Source organism: Methanolobus profundi, assembly GCF_900114835.1.
Lineage (GTDB): Archaea > Halobacteriota > Methanosarcinia > Methanosarcinales > Methanosarcinaceae > Methanolobus > Methanolobus profundi.
The window spans coordinates 63,731-81,329 of the sequence record NZ_FOUJ01000007.1 but is presented as its reverse complement, the minus strand read 5'-3'; the positions used below and the strand labels follow the sequence as shown (position 1 = coordinate 81,329).

15 protein-coding genes are annotated in these 17,599 nt (G+C 42.1%); 6 read left to right on the top strand and 9 right to left on the bottom strand.

Annotated features, from left to right (window positions below):
• The first annotated feature begins 21 nt into the window (after positions 1-21).
• The 3 genes from BM008_RS13585 to BM008_RS13575 all read left to right on the top strand — a co-directional run bounded on the left by BM008_RS13585 (position 22) and on the right by BM008_RS13575 (position 1,298).
• Positions 22-228 (top strand): DUF5371 family protein, encoded by a 207-nt coding sequence (locus tag BM008_RS13585; protein WP_091937948.1) that lies wholly within the window; start codon positions 22-24, stop codon positions 226-228.
• A gap of 25 nt (positions 229-253) precedes the next feature.
• Positions 254-745 carry a type IV pilin domain-containing protein gene (locus BM008_RS13580; protein WP_091937946.1) on the top strand — a complete coding sequence of 164 codons (492 nt, stop codon included), beginning with the start codon at positions 254-256 and terminating at the stop codon, positions 743-745.
• Between the two features lie 202 nt (positions 746-947).
• A complete protein-coding gene (locus tag BM008_RS13575) occupies positions 948-1,298 on the top strand; it encodes a DUF4870 domain-containing protein (RefSeq protein WP_091937944.1) in 351 nt (116 codons plus the stop codon).
• A gap of 90 nt (positions 1,299-1,388) precedes the next feature.
• Here the strand turns inward: BM008_RS13575 and BM008_RS13570 are convergent, their stop codons facing one another.
• The 9 genes from BM008_RS13570 to BM008_RS13525 form a co-directional block, all read right to left on the bottom strand.
• Complete coding sequence (locus BM008_RS13570; RefSeq protein ID WP_143072361.1) at positions 1,389-4,061, bottom strand: FlaD/FlaE family flagellar protein; 2,673 nt, start codon at positions 4,059-4,061, stop codon at positions 1,389-1,391.
• Positions 4,062-4,470: 409 nt separating this feature from the next.
• A complete protein-coding gene (gene thiI, locus BM008_RS13560) occupies positions 4,471-5,646 on the bottom strand; it encodes a tRNA uracil 4-sulfurtransferase ThiI (protein ID WP_091937941.1) in 1,176 nt (391 codons plus the stop codon).
• Between the two features lie 102 nt (positions 5,647-5,748).
• The gene (locus BM008_RS13555; protein ID WP_091937939.1) at positions 5,749-6,066 is read right to left on the bottom strand and encodes an acylphosphatase; all 318 of its coding nucleotides are present in this window, start codon (positions 6,064-6,066) and stop codon (positions 5,749-5,751) included.
• A gap of 80 nt (positions 6,067-6,146) precedes the next feature.
• Entirely contained in the window at positions 6,147-6,449 is a 303-nt protein-coding gene (locus BM008_RS13550) for an acylphosphatase (protein ID WP_245748056.1), read from the bottom strand.
• A 23-nt stretch (positions 6,450-6,472) separates the two neighbouring features.
• A complete protein-coding gene (locus tag BM008_RS13545) occupies positions 6,473-8,380 on the bottom strand; it encodes a threonine--tRNA ligase (RefSeq protein ID WP_091937936.1) in 1,908 nt (635 codons plus the stop codon).
• Positions 8,381-8,494: 114 nt separating this feature from the next.
• The gene (locus tag BM008_RS13540; RefSeq protein ID WP_091937935.1) at positions 8,495-9,574 is read right to left on the bottom strand and encodes an AI-2E family transporter; all 1,080 of its coding nucleotides are present in this window, start codon (positions 9,572-9,574) and stop codon (positions 8,495-8,497) included.
• A 77-nt stretch (positions 9,575-9,651) separates the two neighbouring features.
• Positions 9,652-11,703: a phosphoadenosine phosphosulfate reductase domain-containing protein gene (locus BM008_RS13535; RefSeq protein WP_245748055.1), complete on the bottom strand. Its 2,052-nt coding sequence runs from the start codon at positions 11,701-11,703 to the stop codon at positions 9,652-9,654.
• Between the two features lie 67 nt (positions 11,704-11,770).
• The gene (gene gltA / locus BM008_RS13530; protein ID WP_091937933.1) at positions 11,771-13,141 is read right to left on the bottom strand and encodes an NADPH-dependent glutamate synthase; all 1,371 of its coding nucleotides are present in this window, start codon (positions 13,139-13,141) and stop codon (positions 11,771-11,773) included.
• Positions 13,141-13,989: a sulfide/dihydroorotate dehydrogenase-like FAD/NAD-binding protein gene (locus tag BM008_RS13525; RefSeq protein ID WP_091937931.1), complete on the bottom strand. Its 849-nt coding sequence runs from the start codon at positions 13,987-13,989 to the stop codon at positions 13,141-13,143. The genes gltA and BM008_RS13525 overlap by 1 nt, the downstream gene beginning before the upstream one ends.
• Before the next feature lie 223 nt (positions 13,990-14,212).
• Here BM008_RS13525 and BM008_RS13520 point away from each other — a divergent pair, with 223 nt between their 5' ends.
• From BM008_RS13520 to BM008_RS13510, 3 genes are read left to right on the top strand one after another with little or no spacing between them, the layout of a single operon-like run.
• The gene (locus BM008_RS13520) at positions 14,213-15,580 is read left to right on the top strand and encodes a mannose-1-phosphate guanylyltransferase/mannose-6-phosphate isomerase (RefSeq protein ID WP_245748060.1); all 1,368 of its coding nucleotides are present in this window, start codon (positions 14,213-14,215) and stop codon (positions 15,578-15,580) included.
• The gene (locus BM008_RS13515) at positions 15,580-16,590 is read left to right on the top strand and encodes a sugar phosphate nucleotidyltransferase (RefSeq protein WP_091937926.1); all 1,011 of its coding nucleotides are present in this window, start codon (positions 15,580-15,582) and stop codon (positions 16,588-16,590) included. The genes BM008_RS13520 and BM008_RS13515 overlap by 1 nt, the downstream gene beginning before the upstream one ends.
• A gap of 12 nt (positions 16,591-16,602) precedes the next feature.
• Positions 16,603-17,535, top strand: coding sequence for a UDP-glucuronic acid decarboxylase family protein (locus BM008_RS13510; protein WP_177188086.1), 933 nt, complete (start codon positions 16,603-16,605; stop codon positions 17,533-17,535).
• Positions 17,536-17,599 lie beyond the last annotated feature (64 nt).

Below are 17,599 nucleotides of genomic sequence, written 5' to 3'. Positions count from 1 at the left end.
TTCAAACAATCAGGAGATACAATGGTTAAAATTGTACATGCACAAACCGTCCTCACGGAAGATGAACTGGCGGCTTTAAAGAAGAAATGTAATGAGTCGTCAACAAAAGAAGCCCTGAGTATGGCAGTGCAACATTATCTCGAGTGCGAGTATACCGACCTCGACGATAAAATGTGGACCAAGAAACTTGAAAAAGTGGTCCAAAAGAAGAAACAGAAGAAATTATAACTTCTGAACAAGAGAGGAACAAACTATGAGCAAAGCAAACCAATTCCTTAAGGGAGAGGATGCAGTATCCCCGGTCATTGGAGTTATCCTGATGGTCGCTATCACTGTTATCCTTGCTGCAGTTATCGCAGCGTTCGTATTCGGCATGGGACCACCAGAACAGGCACCACAGGCAAGTCTGAGAGCAAGCGCTGACACCATTGAAACTGGTGCAACAGGTATTAAACTTGAGCATCAGGGCGGAGATGCAATTGTATTAACAGATGCCAGAACAAAGGTCACACTTGATGGTAACGAAGTAATACTTGCCCTTGACGAGACTAATCAGTCATTTGATGCTGGTGAAATAATGTATGTAAGTCTCGATGGTGACAATGATGACTACTACTTAGACAATTACAAGAACACAACACATTCTAATGTATCAAGCGTGGTCGCAGCAGGTGAAACAGCAAACCTTAAATTGATTGACGTTACAAGCCAGCAGCTTATTGGCGACATGGATGTCAGGTTCTAAGTATAAACTTAATGACGCTCCATGCGTCATCTTTTTTCTTTTTTAATAGTCTGTAAACATTATAGACACATTTATATACCATCTAGATGGACAGACGGTTGTAAATAATTATACTCAGTATGTGGCAAATATCATTATGAATTAATGTCACAGATATAACTGGATATTTTAGAATATAGACATTTATATGGAGAGTTTTTAAATGAGCGAAACAAAAATAGGGGTCGATGAGAACATAGCTGGATTAATAGCCTATGTATTAGGCCTTATTACCGGCATAATTTTATTGGTCATTGAGAAAGAGAACAAATTTGTGCGTTTCCATGCAGCACAGTCCACTGCATTGTATGGTGGGCTGTTCGTTTTGAACATTATCCTTGGATTCCTTAGCAGCATACCATATCTTGGAATGATATTTTCACTGATATCAATGCTAATAGGATTAGTAGCATTTGTACTCTGGTTATACCTGATGTACATGGCATTTAAAGGTGAAATGTACAGATTACCAGTAATTGCAGAATATGCTGACAAATTGGAAGCAATGTTCTAGAACATACAATTATATTTTTAATAAATAGCAAGATGTTTGCTGGCCAACCGGCCTCAAACATTTATTTATTCGAACTTGATTAAACTGCGATCAAATGCCGTATATCTCGGTACCTTTCTTGACCTTTTCAATATCCCTTTCTATAACAGAGAGTCGGTTCTTGTCAACTTTCATACCTGCAAGGCTCTCAATGAACCATATGGATTTCACGTGGTCATCTGGAGTGAGCTTCCAGTCAGGCTTCTCCATATAGAAATCAATACCATCTGCATAGTGAAGTAGCTCCATCCGTACCTTCTCGGTTATCCAGCCAAGCTCCTCATAATATGAAAGTATATCTGGAAGGTTGTTGCGACCTACAAGACCCATGAGGAACTCCAACCATTCCATACAGAGCTTCATGTTACCCGAGTTCTTGACTATGTTAGAAAGGTGCACGTTCTGACCAAATCCTTTGTAACTTTTAGCACCCAGTTTTGTCAGTTCACTTTCAACATACTCCGTTACAGAATCTATCTTCTTGAGCATTTCTGCATTCTTCTTCTCAGAATCCTGTTTGAATTCAGAGAAGGCAGAAGAAGTATTCCCAAGATTATCGACCATTGAAGAAATGGACCGGGAAAGCTCAATAGATGTTGACTTCGTACCTTCCTGCGTCTTTTCCATAGAAGATATCCTTGTTCCGATCTCATCAAGTTTTACCGAAATTGCATCAATACGGGAAAAATTAGATTCATTCTCCTGCAGGGATTCATGCAGTTGTATAAGTAGAGCAGTATATGAATCCACAAGTTCTGAAACACCATCCTCTATGCGCGACAGATCAGACCTGATAGTTACGTTGTCAGAACGAAGGGAAGCTATATCGGATTCGAAAAGACCGATCTTAACATCCACAGAGCCGATCTTATCTTCAAACCCACTGAATTTTACTTCATCGCTGGCAATCGCCTCTTCATGGGACCTGACAACCAGAGATAATGATTCATCCAGTTCAGAGATCTTCGAAGAGAACTTTTCCACATCATCCTTTATTGAAATAAATTTAGAGTCAATATTACCAAGATCATCCTTGAAGTCAATGATATTATCCTCTAACCTGTTGAATTTTTCATCTGATCTCTTTTTCATGGCCTTTAGCTCAGATGATATTTCAGCAGAGACATTAATGCCCTCTGCTGTAGACGGAGAGATATCTTGCCCTTCAATTTTATCTGCAACCATTCCAGGCATTTCTGTAAGGTCATCCGAATCTGCATCAAATGTATTATTGCCAGCCCCTTGACCGACCGGAACGAACTCCACCAGATCAGGATCAAGTGACAAAGAAGTCGATGGCTCATCAGAGAGTCCATCGTCATCGGAAATATTACTGAGCTCATCAATGAAAGACTGATCTTCTAAATTTAATATTGGATTCTCTATAGGTGTCACCTTCCTGATATCATCAGGATTTCCAGTTTCTAAAGGTGCATCTGACATCTCTGGAACAGATGGTAAACCAAACTCTCCAACGTCATCCTGTGAAGGAGAAAATGGATCAACAGAAGGTGTATCGAAAGGAGATACTGGTTCAGTTTCAAAGGAAGATTCGGATACAGTTGTGACTACATTATCCCCTTTATCAGAAAGAGCGGAACCGGGGACATTGCCCATATCCTCCATACGTTCTATAAGACTTTTACCTTTTGTAAGGTTCCTCAAAAAACCACGTGCAACAACAGATATTCCTTCTATATTCTTTTTTAGACCGCCAATATCAATATTGAGCTTCGGGCTTCTGGCATCAGAGCTTGATCCAGTGGATGCTATGCCTGCTTCAGGAAGCTGGTCAGCGAAGGGGTTACCACCAGCAGGCTCACCGAATGGACCGACACCAGGAGCCGATGCAGCAAAAGGGTCCACAGGACTACCACCTGGTTCACTAAAAGGGTTAGCAACAGGGGGAGCAGCAGAAGCAAATGGGTCTGAAGCAGCACCACCTGGTCCACTAAAAGGATCAGCAACAGGTGGAGCAGGAGAAGCAAATGGGTCTGAAGCAACACCAGCAGGTCCACTAAAAGGGTTAGCAACAGGAGCAGCAGCAGAAGCAAATGGGTCCAAAGCAATATCTACAGGTCCATCCACAGAAGGAGGAAATGTTCCAGACAGTAAATTATCAGGTGATACGGATCCAGTAGGCAGCTGATTACTTTCATCAGGAATAGAGGAAGGTACTTCTGCGTTCAATGATCCTTCCGAACTTTTATCTGAAGGAAGGAACGGTTCGAATAGTGGCGGAGGAGACGTTCTGGCCGTTTGAGGAACCTTACTATCAATAGGTGGGATCCCACCCGCTTCCGGAGAATACAGACCAAAAAGAGGTTTTGTATCCTGCTCATCTACCTCAGCAGAAGCCAGTGGCTCAGATGATGCTATATCCATCATAAAAGGAGGGATATCTGCCGGGGAAGGAGAAGGTACGTCATTCTGGACCTTTTCTTCTTTTAACTCGCCTATCGTTGAAAGATCAGGCAGATCACCAAATACCGGTGCATTGAATTCAGGCATTTTTACTTCAGGAACATCCGGAGTAGATTCTGAAACCTCGATATTTGCCTCTTCCATTGGCACATCTGCAAATGCATTTGCCAGTATATCAGGGATCTGAGGAGTTGTACCGTTTTTTGCATCAGAGGCATCGCTATCTGATATCTTAGCTTCATCGCCAGCTGATGACATAATCTCTGCTATTTTTTTATTCTCCCATGGAAGCTCGCTCATAGAAACCAACTATTATCAAAAAGGATTATTATAAATTCAAGAATATTATATGCAGGATTTTTATATAAGAGTTACTATCGGCAACAAAAGATGTCATAATATTAGAAAAATACATTAAATATTAAAAAGGGTTTAGGCGCACGGGAATAATTGAGGGAATGGACGAGAGATAAAGGATGAAATTTGTGCTAAAAATTCACTTTGCTGTGAGTTTGTGCGCCTAAATGTGCATTGTTAGTAATTATATATAAGAGTTTTGCATAACTGTTGAAAAACCGATACATCATCAACACATTATGAAATCAACATCTACCACATACATAGAATAAAGAACTATATATTAAAAATATAAACATTAAAATAAATAAATGTGCAACTGATGTGCACAACTGAGAATATCAGGAATATATCATATACCCGGATAAGATGTCTGTGCATTCTCCACTGACATCTTTACCAGCTCATCAATATCGATCTTCTTTTCCTCTACAAGCATAGAATCACAGGCAGCTTTTACTTCCGGATGGATCGGTACAGCTTCACACCCACCAGTCTGACGGATAGAGATATCATAAGTTCCTATATTTCTCGCTATATCGATGATCTCGTTCTTGTCAAGACCTATCAACGGATGATAAAGAGGGACCGAAAGACCGTATAGTTCTGCATACATATTAGATGTTGTCTGGGAAGCTACCTGACCAAGTGAAGAACCAGTGATCACACCTGAAGCTCCTTCTTTTTCCATGATCTCAAGAGCTATCCTGTACATCGTTCTCTTACACAGAAGACATGTCTTGTTCTTGGAACATTTACCAATGAACTGTTCAAGGTTAGGACCATGCGGGATCTCATATATTTTCAATGGATGACCAGGACACCAATCCTGAAGTGCCTTTACACAATCCATAGTGCGCTTGTGGGCACGGTCATCACTATAAGGAGAATTATTGCAGTAAACAAGCACTACTTCAACTCCCCTTTTCATCATCAACCATGTAGCAACAGGCGAGTCTATACCACCTGATACAAGGGATATCATCTTTCCCTGGGTGCCCAGTGGCAGACCACCTACACCGTCTACCGCCTCTGTAAAAACATATGCTTTGTTCTGCCGCATTTCCACAAATATCTCCCTGTCAGGGGAGCTGAGGTCCACAGAAGGAGTAATTCCATTGGATTCAAGCATCTTCCATACTGCATCACCACATTTCATACCAACATCACGTGAGGAAAAAGTATGATTTCCTGTACGTCTGGCCCTTATTGCAAATGACTGACCTTCAGTAACATACCCCTCAGCAAGCTTTGCACATAAAGCACCTGCTGATTCGATAGTAGCATCCGCTACCTGTGCGAAAGAAGTAGAAACAACGCCAAACACATCTGCTGCAGCCTTTGCAGCCCTCTGGTCATCTGTCTCGATAAAGATCCTGCCCCATTCCCTGTTTATACGGGAATAAGGTATACCACGATGGTCCAGCATCGCAGATATATTTTTAACGAGGGTTCTCTCATACCAGTTGCGAACACCTGTACTCTTCAAGGCAAGTTCGCCATATCTCACAATAATAACGTTTTCCATTGTTAGAAATCAGTTATAAGACTATTAAAGTTGATCGGAAGAGGCAAATAATAGTTTATTCAAAAGAGCAGTGAAAAAAGGCCAATTACAGTTTGTCGTGGCCTATTCATTAATGCTGAAATCAGAGTACTTACCAGAATACGAAGACCAGGAAACTATGACATCCTCGACCACAAAAGCATCGACCTTATCAAAAGCCTTGTTTACCTCAAGATAGCCGATCAATGCACTAATATCAGACTTCTCCCCTTCAACGAAGATCTTGTACAGATCATCAGACAACTCCTGAGAAAAGCCAGTCAATGAACGTTGTCGGGCATTCTCAGATGCATACTCATGAAAACTTCCCCGAAGATTCCTGACCTTTACCAATATAGTCGCGGCTGACAAGGTATTTGAGCTTGTTTCATTTTCCTGCATGAAAGTTCATATGTATAATAGGAATATAAGTTTTTGGAAGAAAAGAAAAAAGGGAACAATAGTATCAGTGATCATCGAGATCAACGTTTTATCGAGAAATCTGAATATTCCGAGGTGGGTTCAGCCCACTCGACACTGACATTCTCAACATCTGCCAGAGCAGGACCTATATGCAAAAAATCAATGAGTTTCTGGATAGATGTAGCCTTCCCCTCTGCAAATACCCTGACCCTGCCATCAGGCAGGTTCTGTGCAAAACCTGCAAGGTTCAGTTTTTGGGCACGTTCCACAGTGAACCTGCGGAAATATACACCCTGAACCTTACCCTTAACAAGTATCGTTGCAGAGGATATATCCTCTGCATGTGACATTTCATCCTGCATGATATAAGATGTGCAGGATAACCTTATAAGAATTTTGGCCTCTGTGATATCATCTTTGCAAGACAGAGTCCCTTATATGGCATACCTTCAGTCTCGGATGCTATCCTTGCGTTCAGTTCCTCAGGGGTCATCTCTACCTTTACAGGTTTCTTAGGTTCTGATTCTGCACGGATGGTCACATTGATAGTGCCTTTCTCTACCTCACTGTCACCTACAACCACGACATATGGAATCCACTCACGACCAGCCTCACGGATCTTCTTACCGACCGTGTCTTCCCTGTCGTCGATATCCACACGGCAATTGAGCTGATCAGCCACCTTTATTGCATAATCCATGTGTGCTTCAGCTATTGGAATTACCCTTACCTGCGTTGGTGAGAGCCAGAGAGGAAGCATTGGAACTCCACCCTCTTCAGCCTTCATCGCTTCTTTCTCAAGGAGACCATAGATACAGCGTTCTATCGCACCACTTGGTGAGCAGTGAAGGATGACCGGTCTGTTCGCATTTCCACTGGAATCGATATAATTGATATCATACCTTTCTGCATTCTCAACATCGATCTGCACAGTTGAGAGAGCACTTGCCTTTGCAAGAGCATCGACAAAGTTGAACTCGAATTTAAGTACGAAATAGAAGAAACGGGTATCCCACATCTCAATAAGAACAGGTTTGTTCACGGTCTTTGCAAGGTTTGTAATGAAATCCTTATTCTCATTGTAGAAATCCCTGGTGAACCTGATAGCAACCTCGAAGTCATCCACCTTGATACCTACTTTGTCAAGGACAGAGATACACATGTTGTACTGCTGATCGAACTGGTCTATTGCCTGCTGCATATCGGCACAAAGACTGTGCATATCAGGCATTGTGAAAGCTCTCAGGCGCCTGAGACCAACAAGTTCTCCACGCTGCTCCTTCCTGAAACTGTACCTTGTCATCTCGACCATCTTCAGTGGCAGGTTCTTGTAGGAAATGGTCATGTCATGGTTCATGAGGAACTGACCGAAACATGCAGCGAACCTGAGGAACATCTGCCTCTTGTCAGACTCAATGGAATACTGACGTGCAGGGAACCTGTCAAGGTACTTCTTAAGAGTGGGATGGTTCATATCATACATAAGAGGCGTCTCAACCTCCATTGCATCCATCTTTGAAGTTTCCTCAAGCACATAGTTCTCCAGAAGTGATTTCATCAGACGGCCTTTTGGATAGTAACGCATGTTACCGGAATCCGATCCTGGCTCATAGTCCGCGAGCTCCAACCTGCGCATGAGCTCCACATGTGGTGGTGCCTTCTCAACAGCCCTCTTCTTGGATATCTCATAATCTACGAACTTCCCAAGGTTATCATGCCCGGTGAAATCAAAGGTTGTTGCATCATGCAGAACTCCATCAGGGGTCAGAACATGCCAATATGACTTTGCAGTATCCTCAGCTTTGAGAGCCTCAGAAACAACCTCTTCCTTGACTACCTCGCCACATACCGGTGTATTCTCCACGGATGCTTCATCTGGTACAATAGAACGGGACAGTTCTGAAAGCGGGTGTCCTTTACAGCTGATCTTGAATGCCTTATACCAGCCAAATGGTGCTCTCTTAACAGTGAACTCGCCGGAAAGTGCCGCTTCCACACCTTTCAGGACAGCAACGCCTGCTTTAGGAGAAGAGAGGTCTGAGCTCAGGTGAGCATACGGATATACCATGATGTTCTCAGCTTTTACCTGAGTAGCCACGCTCTTTATCTCATCGACAGCTTTGGAAATAGCGCCTTCGACATTTGCCTCATCGACCTTTTCAACTGCAATGAATGCAGTAAGAGCCTCTTCGAGCCTACCCTGCTTGAAGGAATCCTCTATTTTTTCGGCTACCGGAGTACTCTTTTTAACTTCATATTCAATATAATCAGAATGGATAAGTAATAATTGCATAAATTCACCTGTTAGATCCTGCTATCTTAATTAGATCAATCCTTATTAACCTTTTTCAACTCAGACAAGCACATCTGGAAGAGAGAACAAACAAAGAACAGGCTGATACCATTCTCATTCTTCTTTATCACAGAATGATTTATCCACATGAGTACATAAAGTCCCATTATCATCTGTATAGACCCTGTATGCCGAAACGATAGCACCCAGTACCATAGGAGCCAGGAAGAAACCTGCAACACCACCTACAAAAGCACCACCAAGGAATGCCAGAAGAATAAGGAAAGGGTGTATCTGAGACTTAATACTGGCAAGATAAGGACGCAGGACAAGCTCAGGTGGAGCATAGATAACTATAGATGACACCACAAAGAACACAGCCGCACTTTCCAGACCCTGATCGAGATAACGATATAATGACATTGCAAGCAGTACCATATAACCTGCGAACATAGGTATGACAGATGCCACGAATATGAGAGCTGCCAGCGCAAGTACATGGCTGAAACCAAATGCATAGAATACGACCAGAGAAAGAACACTTACTATGAGCGCAGCTGAAGCATTACCTACAAAGACACCCTGCAAGATCACATCAAGGTTTAACAGGAAACGTGTGAACACACACCTATGGCCCTCAGGTACTACCTTCATAACTGCCTTATAAAGACGACCACCATCTGCCAGCAGGAAATAGCAGAGAAATGTCGCTAAAAGCAGGTTTATGCCGAACATCATGAAATTACGGGCGTATGAGATCAAACCTATCCTGCTCAGCAATGGGAAGAAAGAGGTGGATATATTCCATATCATCTGCTGTACATCTTCACTGTATCTTGCAGGAACATCTATTGATCTTAAAAGATCAAGAGCTGAATTGAGAACTAATGCCTGATTCTCAATGATCCATACTATCTGGCGGAATATTTCCACCATTCCCGAACCTATTATGAAAATAACAGGAACCACGATACACATCGTAGCTACAAGTGCACCAATACGCCTGAAACGATTCAGTTTATTGAATATCGGACGTGCAATATATGCAAATACCAGACCCAGGACGATACCGTCTGCAAGCGGGAATAGTATGTAGATGAACAATATAAAAAGAAGTGACATTGCAGCAAAGGAGGCTATTTCCCATTTTGCATTGATAATACGGGATATCCCGTCCTTTCCTGTTGTAGCCATTTGTATCCTTCAAACCTTCTTTTGTTTTTATATAATATATTAAGCTATTAATAATTACTGTGAAAGCGGCATAAAGGTCATGATAACTTACCTTCGTACCTCAGGACCACACATGCATCATTACATTTTCCGCAACGTATACATCTGTCGTTCACATTGATACAACCATCTTTTAGCTCGATAGCATTCACCGGACAGGCTTTGATGCATATACCACACCCTGTGCACCTGTGTGCTTTTAGCAACTGGCGTGATACTTCCCTGAATAACTTATCTGCAGCATCCTTACTTTCTGAATTTACCACAAGACTTCCTGATGAGAATATCTTGACAGTTGAAGGTTCTGCTTTTATCATGAGCAGACCCAATTCCTCTGAGAAGACCATACTTCCAATGATATTCATGACACCCATGGTCCTTTTCATAGAGAGACCATGTATCGAAGCCTCAATGCTGTATCCTCCCGCTTTGCACGGAGAGATACCTGATGTGATGTTAACGTTAAATGGAGATCCACTAGCTGTTGCAGAAGTAGGAATTCCTATCTCCTCACATAGCTTCAGCATCTTAGGAGGAAGTTCTTTCCATCTCCAGAGACCATGTTCTATGAACTGCTCTGAGAGCCCGTTCTTTTTTGCCCATTGGACAAGGAAGGATTCCCACCGGTCATGTAATTCCGGGTGAAGGACCTGGAGTCTCTTATACTCTGCAGAGAGAGCTGCAGGGCACAGATAACAACCTACCCTCTCGAATCCAAGATCATAGAGAGGATTATATTCGAGTTTTCTCCAGTAGATATACAGCCAGACCTCTATTGCTTTCCAGTCCTTTATAGGAAAAATATTGAGCTGACCTGGCACAAATGGGTTCTTCTCGCTTGTTGATATATTCGCTCTTGAAAAAGATTCATATCGCCTTTTTCCATCGACTGTTATGCAAGTAGGAGCTTTTTCAAGACATTCCTCTATTGCAGTATTTGCCGGTGCCAGTTTGCATATCTTGCAACACCAGCGGAAATCCTTTGCAGGGGGACCAAATGTATCCACATTGTCCCAGAAATCCGAAACTGCCCGTTTCTCGATGAGTTCGACACCATTGTCACTGCAATATTTGCTGACGAAATCAGTTGTTTCCGGGAATTCTATCCCAGTATTGAGGAAGAAAGCTCTGACCTCCCTGTTCTTAAGCGCACTCAGAGTAAGATCAAGTACAACAAGACTATCCTTACCCCCACTGAATGACACATTCACAGGGAGCTTTTTGTACTCTTTCTGATTCGCGATCCCTTTTATGGTATTGATGGCATTCTTGCCAATGGCGCGTATATAGGACACATTCGCAGCTATCACCTCATCCATCACAGGGACCTTCGAGCTCAATGGAACATGCTGCGAGTCGATCTTCCTGACCCTTAGTACAGGACCATCTGTGGAAGATGCATCTTTTGCATCACAATAAGATATTCCAAAGCCCGTGAGATTGCCGGACCTTACAAGAACGACATCGTTTTCACGGACGTCAGGAGAAACAGACTCAACAAGGTCATATTTTACTTTTTTACCATTGAGGTGTTTGGAATTCTTTTTCAGAACTACGGTTTTACAGGTTGTGTTCTCAAGAAGGATATTCGCACCCTGTACAGAGGGCTCAAAAACATAGTCCATCTTCTGAATATCAAAACGAAATATCCCGAAAAAGAGACCATCGACCAATATCTCATCGGTCTTATCGTCACCCGGGATCTTGTTCAGAAGAATTATACGGTCTCCTAACGGATCACATTCAAAGGCAGCCATCAGAAGTTCATGGAGAACACTCCTTTCATATGGAGAACAGAACCTTACATCAGCAGGCTGTGAAAGATCGATCCTTTTGCCTTCTTTTCCACAGGTATTGCAGCCATTTTCAAGAAGTGGGACATTGCAATCCATACACCAGAAGATGTAGTCCTTCTCATTGCTGGCATACCTTTGTACCTGTTTCTTTTGAGCTGTACCCTTCCCGGACATCCTACCCAAATGTCCTTTTTGAATGGAGGAAGGAAGACTAGCACTCTTCAGATGTGAACCTGAGCTACCGGACCTTTCAGACCTGCCAGAAAAAGAGCTACCTTTTTTCATTGATACCATGTAACTTACACCAGCTTAAAAAGATGTCCGGAAAAAAGAAAGAATACCCGGACAAAGCCGGATATGGTCAGTTTGAAAGATATTCATTTATTGCCTGTGCAGCGACCTTACCTGCACCCATAGCACTGATAACTGTTGCAGCACCTGTAACAGCATCGCCACCTGAGTAGACGTTATCAATTGAGGTCTTACCGGAATCATCGACTACGATAGTTCCCCTTTTGTTCGTCTCCAATCCTTCTGATCCTGAAAAGATCATAGGGTTTGGTGAAGTACCTATAGCAATGATGACAATATCAGCATCGACGACATGTTCTGAACCTTCAACAGCAACAGGACTTCTGCGTCCGGACTCATCTGGCTCACCAAGTTCCATCCTGATGCATTCGACACCGTTGACGGACATATTCTCCCCTTCAAGGATCTTTGTAGGATTGGTCAGAAGCCTGAAAACAATACCTTCTTCCTTTGCATTCTCAACCTCTTCCTTCCTTGCAGGAAGTTCCTCTTCACCACGACGATAGACAACGCTTACCTCATCGGCACCAAGACGGAGTGCACTACGTGCGGCATCCATTGCAACGTTACCGCCACCAACTACAACGACCTTCTTACCTCTCTTGATAGGAGTACCGTAGTCAGGGAACTGATAAGCCTTCATGAGGTTGACCCTTGTAAGGAACTCATTTGCGGAGTAAACTCCGTTTAAGTTCTCACCTTCGATACCCATGAACTTAGGCAATCCTGCGCCAGTTCCAAGGAAGACAGCATCGAACTCGGTCCTTAGCTCATCAAGGGTCTTTATCTTACCAATGACATAATCCACTTTCACATCAACACCAAGCTGTTTGATGTACTCGACCTCTTCCTTTACTATTGCCTTTGGAAGCCTGAACTCAGGAATTCCGTAGGTCAGGACACCTCCGGTGTCATGGAGTGATTCGAATATAGTAACTGAATGACCTGCCTTTGCAAGGTCTGCTGCTGCTGTGAGACCTGCTGGTCCGGCACCTATGACAGCCACTGTCTTGCCTGTGGACTCTGAGCGCGTTGGTGGTGTTACACCCTTCTTCCTTTCATAATCAGCACAGAAGCGCTCAAGTCTTCCAATGGCAACAGGTTCACCCTTCTTTGCCAGGATACAATGAAGTTCACACTGTACTTCCTGCGGGCATACCCTTCCACAAACTGCAGGGAGCATATTTGTTAGTTTGATGGTATCGATAGCTCCGTCAAAGTCCTCTTCCTTTATGCAGGATATAAAACCAGGGATATCGATGTTTACCGGACATCCTTCAACACATTTCGGGTTCTTACACTCAAGGCACCTTGAAGCTTCAGCGAGTGCCATCTCATCAGTGTAACCAAGTGCGACCTCATTGAAGTTCTTTGCTCTTACTTCAGGGTCCTGCAATGGCATTGCCTGTCTGTCAACCATCAGTTCTCACCTCTGCAGGTACACTTGTGGTTGTGAGCATCAAGACATTTTGATTCTTCGTCCCTGTACAGGGCCAGACGACTCATCAGGAGATTGAAGTCCACTTTGTGAGCATCGAACTCAGGACCATCAACACATGCAAATTTGGTCTCTCCGCCTATGGATACTCTGCATCCCCCACACATACCGGTACCATCGACCATGATAGGGTTCAGACTTACAAGGGTCTCTACTCCATAAGGCTCCAGCATACCTGCTGCAACCTTCATCAGAATAGGAGGACCTATAACGACTACCCTTGCGACTTTCTCGCCACTGTCAAGGATGCCTTTTACGACATCTGTGACAAAACCGTGGTGACCTTTGGAACCATCATCTGTTGCAACATGGAGTTCATCTGAAGCTTCTTCCATCTCATCTTCAAGAATGAGAAGACTTTCGTTCCTTGCACCGATAACTGATATTACCTTGTTACCTGCCTCGCGATATGCCCTGACCTGTGGATATACAGGAGCAATACCTACTCCGCCACCTACAAGGATAACGGTACCCAGTTCCCTGACATCTGCAGGTGTTCCCAGAGGACCTACAAAGTCCTGAAGCGCATCTGATGGTGACATCTTTGCAAGCTGCTTTGTGGTCTTGCCCATCTCCTGGAAGATAATGGTTATAGTACCTTCAACTGCATCAAAATCAGCAATAGTCAGAGGAACTCTTTCGCTGGTTTCGTCAATACGTAATATAATGAACTGGCCGGCCTTTGCAGCTTTAGCAACATCCGGTGCCTGGATCTTCATCATGTGCACCGATGGTGCAATCTCTTTTTTTTCTACGATCTGGTATGCCATGTGATCACATAATGGGTTTAAGTTTAAATTAGAAATAATAGGGTTTCTGGGATATGATTAAGTTAATAGTACTTAAGAATTGAGATAATGAGCACTAAATACTAAAATGCATCCTGCCGACAGGCGGTCCTCTAAAAAAATACCATTCTCTTATATATTTGGATGTCCATTTATTGACAAAAAACATGAAACCCATAATAATGTATGTAATTGGAGGAATTTTATAAAATCAATTATACTTGCTGGTGGTTCAGGTACACGTCTTTGGCCTTTAAGCCGGGAAAAATATCCAAAACAATTCTTGAAGTTAAATGAAACCTCGCTTTTTCAGGATACAGTAATAAGATGTCTGGAGATATCCGGAATATCCGAAATATTTGTAGTGACAAATGAATCACAAAAATTCTTTGTTAGCGGACAAATAGAGGAACTTGGATATGATATTCCAAAAGAGAATATTCTTTTAGAACCAGTTGGCAAGAACACCCTTCCTGCAATCACTTATGGGATGCATGAGATCAAAATGCTCTTTGGTAAAGCTGTTGTTGGTATATTCTCATCTGACCACATACTTGATAAAAATGCAATGTTGACTATCAAGGAGTCCGAATCATTAGCTTCAGAGTATCTTCTGACCTTTGGCATTGAACCCACTTCACCCCACACAGGATATGGATACATCAAACCATCTGAACAAATTGGAATTGGATACAAGGTATCAGAATTCAGAGAAAAACCAGATGCAACCACTGCAAGAAAATACATTGAAGAAGGATGCTTATGGAATAGCGGAATGTTCCTCTTCGACACAGATGTTTTTTTTGAGGAACTTGAAAAATATGAACCTGATATAGCTGCTGAATTCACGAATTCTGAAGATATAAAGGAAATATATGAGAAGATATACTCCATATCTATTGACTATGGGATCATGGAAAGATCAGACCGTATCGCAGTTGTTAAACTCCAGGAAAGATGGAGTGACCTGGGCAATTTCAATTCAATATACGAAGAGTTCGAGAAAGATGCCAATAGTAATTTAGTATACAACTGTGATGATGTACTTATCGATTCACCAGGTAACTTGATCTACTCAAAGCAGGATAAGGTAGTATCGCTTATTGATGTTACTAATATGATAGTTGTGGATACTCCAGATGCATTGTTGATATGTCCAAAGACTAGTAGTCAAAAAGTAAAGGATGTTGTTTCTGCTCTTAAAGATACCAACGACGAACGTGCAGAACTACACCAGACTGTGTACAGACCTTGGGGTTCATACACCATACTTGAGAATTCAGATGGACATAAGATCAAGAATATAGTTGTTCTGCCTCAAAAGAAACTTAGCTTGCAATTACATCATCACAGGAGTGAACACTGGGTGGTCGTAAAGGGAATGGCATGTGTCCAGGCTGATGAAGAACATTACTTTTTAAGGCAGGGAGAAAGTACATTTATCAGGGCAGGCATGAAACACAGATTGTCAAACCCTGGGAAAGTACCTCTTGAGATCATTGAAGTACAACTTGGCGATTATGTGGAAGAGGATGATATTATAAGGTTTGATGATGATTACGGGAGAGAATAATGAAGGTAATAATCCCCGCTGCTGGAACCGGAACACGCCTATTCCCACACACGCACACCAAACCAAAACCAATGGTTTACATTGCAGGGAAACCTATTATAGGACACATCCTTGATAGAATTATCGATCTTGAACCGGAAGAGATCATCCTTGTTGTCGGGTACCATAAAGAACAATTGATAGCATATGTAGATGAGCATTATCACAATATATTTAATATCCGATATGTAGAACAGGCCAGTAGACTTGGTCTTGGGCATTCTGTATACATAACACGAGAATATGCAGAAGGTTCAGATATAATGATAGCTCTTGGAGATATGATATTTAAATCTGGATATCGCGATTTCTATGAAATGCACACTGAAAATGAAAAATGTGCAGGTTCTATTGGCGTAAGAGAAGTAGATGAGCCAAGAAAATATGGGATCGTTGAACTAGAGAACGCTTCGCCTTGCATCAAAAAACTTGAAGAAAAACCGGAAAAACCAGCATCGAACCTGGGAATTGCAGGAGTATACTTTATAAAAGATACACCGACCCTATTTGAAGTTCTTGAACAAATGATCAAGAACAATACAAGATCAAGAGGAGAATTCCAATTGACTGATGCACTTCAGGAAATGATACAACGGGGCAGCAGGCTAAAAACATTCGAGGTTTCCAGTTGGTATGACTGTGGCCATGCAATCTCACTCCTTGAAACAAATCAGGTACTTCTCAATGAGAAAGAGAACATCAGCCCGAATCATGAAAGTGTTGATTCTGTAATAATACATCCTGTAGCAATCGGGAAAAATGTGAAAATTATCAACTCGGTAGTTGGCCCATATGCATCCATTGCTGAGGGAACCATCGTTGAGAGCTCAATCATATCAGACAGTGTTATTGGTTCACGCACACATGTATCAAAAGTGAACCTGCAATCATCTATCGTAGGTGATGATGCAAATGTTGTTGGTAAACATAACTCATTAAATATAGGAGACTCTTCTTCAATAGAGTTTTAAAGCGTGATACAAATGAAATCAATAGTTACCGGTGGTGCAGGATTTTTAGGATCACATTTGTGTGACCTTTTGCTTGAAAAGGGACATGAGGTAATTTGTATAGATAATCTTGTTACAGGAAATACAAGAAATATCGATCATATATCCTCAGATAGATTCACATATTTAAAACACGACATAACTAAGCCGATATATTTTGGAGACAATATAGATTACATATTCCATCTAGCAAGTCCAGCTTCCCCTGTAGATTACCTTGAATTGCCCATACAGACTCTTAAAGTAGGAGCATTGGGAACTTATAATATGCTTGGACTTGCAAAAGAGAAAAAAGCAAAGTTGTTAATTGCATCCACATCCGAAGTCTACGGTGACCCATTAGTGAACCCTCAACCTGAAACATATTGGGGAAATGTGAACCCAATTGGACCAAGAGGAGTATATGATGAAGCAAAACGCTATGCTGAAGCGATAACTATGGCATATCACAGATATCATGGAATTGATACAAGAATTGTGCGTATATTCAATACCTATGGACCACGTATGCGTGCAAATGATGGAAGAGTTGTTCCTAATTTTATAAATCAGGCCCTTAGGGGTGAAGATATAACGGTATATGGCGATGGAACTCAAACACGCTCTTTCTGCTATGTGTCTGACCTCATCGACGGAATATACAGATTGATGATGTCAGACTTTACAGAGCCTATGAACATTGGAAACCCGGCTGAGATGCCAGTGTTAGAGTTTGCAGAAGAAGTTATTAAGCTAATAGAAAGCGATTCCAATATTACCTTCGAAAATCTTCCCATTGATGATCCAAAAGTCAGGAGGCCGGACATCAGCAGAGCAAAGGAAGTTCTTGGATGGGAACCAAATATAGGATTGAAAGAAGGTTTGAAGCAGACCATTGATTATTTCAAAGAGCTTAAAGAGCAATAATATCAAAATTTAGTCAATGTTCGATTACTGGCAGTTCAAAACATTAAAAATCACAAATCAGAAG